Genomic DNA, 3,094 nt, shown 5'->3' with positions numbered 1-3,094 from the left:
GGCAGTCGTATTAGAGGCAACGGGTCATTATCATAGTTCAGTTGTTCAATTCTTGGACGAGCATCAGTTTGTGCATATCGTCATTAATCCCTTACTTTCGCACCAAGCGAAAAAGGCTAATTTACGCAAGTAAAAACGGATGCCGCTGATGCATACCAGTTGGGGGAAATGTTCTACAAAGAAGAACTGGAGCCTTACAAAAAACGAGGTCAATATCTAATGAATTTGCGTTACCTGAACAGGCAACACGAGCCTCTAACTGGTATGTGCGTTCAAGCAAAATTAGAATTCCAAGCGGTGCTTAAATCAAGTGTTACCGGAGTATCATGGCGTGCTTGGTGACCTTTATGCAAAGGTTTCCCTTCGTTTCCTGGCTCTAAATCCAACGTCTCAAGTGGTGCTAGCGGTGTCCGAGAAAGAAGTCATGACGCACATTCAGAATCTTGCGGGATATGTTAATCCCAACTGTTGGACGATAGAAAAGGCACAAAAGTTAATGGCTGCAGCAGAGCGCAATCCCTTTAAGGAGACAGCTTTCCCAAGTCATTTAATCTCACTGGAACTACTTATTCATTTACTTCCTCAATACCAAGACCATCTATCGAAACTTGATCAGTCCATAGAGGATTTGGCTCAAGAATTATTGGAGTATGATTGGATCCAATCGATCCCCGGAATTGGCACTAAACTTGCGGCAACAATTTTAGCCGAAATCGGGGAAATCGATCGGTTCGATCATGCAAAGAAACTGATCGCATTTGCGGGTATTGATCCTAGACGATAAAAAGCGTGCTGAAGGCAAACTGTTTAAAGTAGCTGTGATTGCTTGTGCAAATTAACCAAGAAAGAAGCTTTCCGCTTAGACTGAATTAGCAAGCCTTAGACATTGAGGAAAACCTTCCCAAATATTGTGGGGCGGTTATTTGTCGTATCCTTTTTCCAGTATAGCATCCTTCGTTTCGTTCATTAATAATTAAATATTGACAGCCTATTGCTGGTATAGTTCAGAACCGGTAAATGACCTTTTACCTTCAGCTTTTGCTGCCCGGTAGCCATTCAATAAATTCAAGACGATTGCCAAAAGGATCGTTCAAATAAAAGCGTTTTCCACCTTCATCAGCTCGTGCCTCATCATCAATCACTTGGATATTTTTTTGAAATAAATATTCACGCAATGAATCTACATTTTGTACATGAAATGCGGGGTGGGCTTTTGCGGCGGCAACAAAATCTTTTTGAACTCCAATATGTACTTGGTGAATTCCACATTGAAACCATACACCACCACGTTTTCTCAGGCTTTCAGGTTTTGGAATTTCTTGCCAACCTAATAAGTCGGCAAAAAAACTTCTTGAATCATGTTCGCAACCTTCAGGTGCCGCTAATTGAACGTGGTCAATCCCCGTAAAATTATAAGACATATTACCACCCTCCTAGTTTCATTCTATAAAATTTAGTTTCATTTATAATTATATTTTACAATATAATCCAGCAGTAATCCACCATTTTTTTACACATTACTGCCCGTTAGTCATTCATGCAGCGCAAGACCAGCACTGCACCACAGAGAATGAAAATGGCTAAAACCCGTCAATACTTCTACTACGGCTGGGTGAGGAAGGTCGATCAACTATGGTGCGTTAGAGCCGGCAAAAAACCCTACTGCTGTAGAAACCGTCAACATCCGTTCAGGAATTTTCCATAGCAACACATACGACTCCCCAAGCGGCCTTCTATATCATAGGCATGATAGTTAATCGAATCATCATTCCATTGCAAATCCATTTTGGCATAGAGCTGCCCAAAACTGTAACGCACTATATCGTCTTTTTTATCTCCTTTTACGTAGATCACTTCGCCTGATTCATCCAGAGTCTCAAACCAGCCGCGATACTTGTGCAGCAGTTACCCGTCGATGTTTTCAAAAGGGTATTGATAGACAGCTGCAACTTGAATCCCAGTTAAATCCGCCGATTTATCAATATACTGGTTCATCAACAGATCCATGCCAAAGAGAGCTAGAGCAATCGTACCTAACAACAAACCGCTAATTACCGTATAATTATCACTAGCGTTGCATTAATTTTCTCAGAATTTTCCGTCTTTCTATCGTCAAAGCAAAAAAATAATCCTTTACAATGAAATGGCAGGTAATACCTGTCCATAATCCATCGAAAAGGATTAAGCCCATTGACAACGTTGTGCCAGTGTCGTCTTACCACTAGCTACAATTCCAATAATGAGGATCTTTTTCATTACCACGGCTCCCCATATCGGAGATATCAATCAAACCAATTAGGCACTTCAAAACCGTTATCCCAATTATAATTCAGTGCGATGTCATGTAATAATTCGGGGCTATTAATACCACTGATTGCTTGTTTTACATATGAAGAATTCTCATTCTGTAAAAGATCAACAATCCATTCTGTGTAAGACATAAATTTCATCTCCTGCAGGAGGATTGTACTACGTTCAACTATCCTGCCAATAAAAAGCAACCGATCACTATGGAGGCTGCCGCTATGTTTTTTTCAGCTATCGTTCCCCTTAATGGATAAAAATTATCTCTTACCAACGTACCCGTTCGTAATATACAATATAGTGGTGCTATAATGATTGCTTTCGAAAAATTATCCTGTTTGTCGTCTAAAGGATCTAACAATTAACCGACAATAGATGTGTTTGGCTTAATGCAGAAACAACAAAAATGACAATCGGTACACTTTCTTGTCACTCGACAATATGATGTGTCACATCATAATTAACATGTATTATAGTTTGTTAGGATCATTACTCATAAAGGAGACGCCAATCGGATGACTTTAGTCTGATTGGCGTCTATAAAATAAGAATAAGATCGTATACAACTTCAAAACCACTCCCTGATGTTTACTCCATCTATGTTTGACTCGTATTCTATTGGCAAAATGTTTGTAGTCCATACGCCGTTTTGCTGAATTAACTACTCCTATGGAAAAATCAGCATCATTCACCAAAAGAATGAGGCCTGACCCTGCCCCGAATAGATAGACACATAGAAAACCTCTATAATAAAAGTGGAGGGATATACTATGGGGCAACGGAAGAAGTT

General features: G+C 39.9%; 3 protein-coding genes and 1 pseudogene. 1 reads left to right on the top strand and 3 read right to left on the bottom strand.

What is annotated here, in order from left to right; all coding sequences use genetic code 11:
- A pseudogene (locus BK127_RS46170) lies at positions 1 to 839 on the top strand (IS110 family transposase); the annotation flags it as partial.
- Positions 840 to 1,031: 192 nt separating this feature from the next.
- Here BK127_RS46170 and BK127_RS41790 read toward each other — a convergent pair.
- The 3 genes from BK127_RS41790 to BK127_RS43465 all read right to left on the bottom strand — a co-directional run bounded on the left by BK127_RS41790 (position 1,032) and on the right by BK127_RS43465 (position 2,441).
- Positions 1,032 to 1,421: a VOC family protein gene (locus tag BK127_RS41790; RefSeq protein ID WP_076238527.1), complete on the bottom strand. Its 390-nt coding sequence runs from the start codon at positions 1,419 to 1,421 to the stop codon at positions 1,032 to 1,034.
- Positions 1,422 to 2,181: 760 nt separating this feature from the next.
- On the bottom strand, positions 2,182 to 2,256 hold the full coding sequence (locus BK127_RS46025; RefSeq protein ID WP_372237427.1) for a EutP/PduV family microcompartment system protein: 75 nt from the start codon (positions 2,254 to 2,256) through the stop codon (positions 2,182 to 2,184).
- Between the two features lie 26 nt (positions 2,257 to 2,282).
- Positions 2,283 to 2,441, bottom strand: a complete 159-nt coding sequence (locus tag BK127_RS43465; protein ID WP_179097832.1) for a DUF4274 domain-containing protein — start codon at positions 2,439 to 2,441, stop codon at positions 2,283 to 2,285.
- Positions 2,442 to 3,094 lie beyond the last annotated feature (653 nt).

It is taken from the genome of Paenibacillus sp. FSL H7-0331 (assembly GCF_001956045.1).
The sequence above is the reverse complement of the archived record's forward strand: the minus strand, read 5'-3'. Positions and strand labels throughout refer to the sequence as shown.

Bases quoted from the DNA above. Each gene is read 5' to 3' on its own strand.
- BK127_RS43465 (WP_179097832.1), bottom strand. From the start codon at position 2,441: ATGTCTTACACAGAATGGATTGTTGATCTTTTACAGAATGAGAATTCT.
- BK127_RS41790 (WP_076238527.1), bottom strand. From the start codon at position 1,421: ATGTCTTATAATTTTACGGGGATTGACCACGTTCAATTAGCGGCACCT.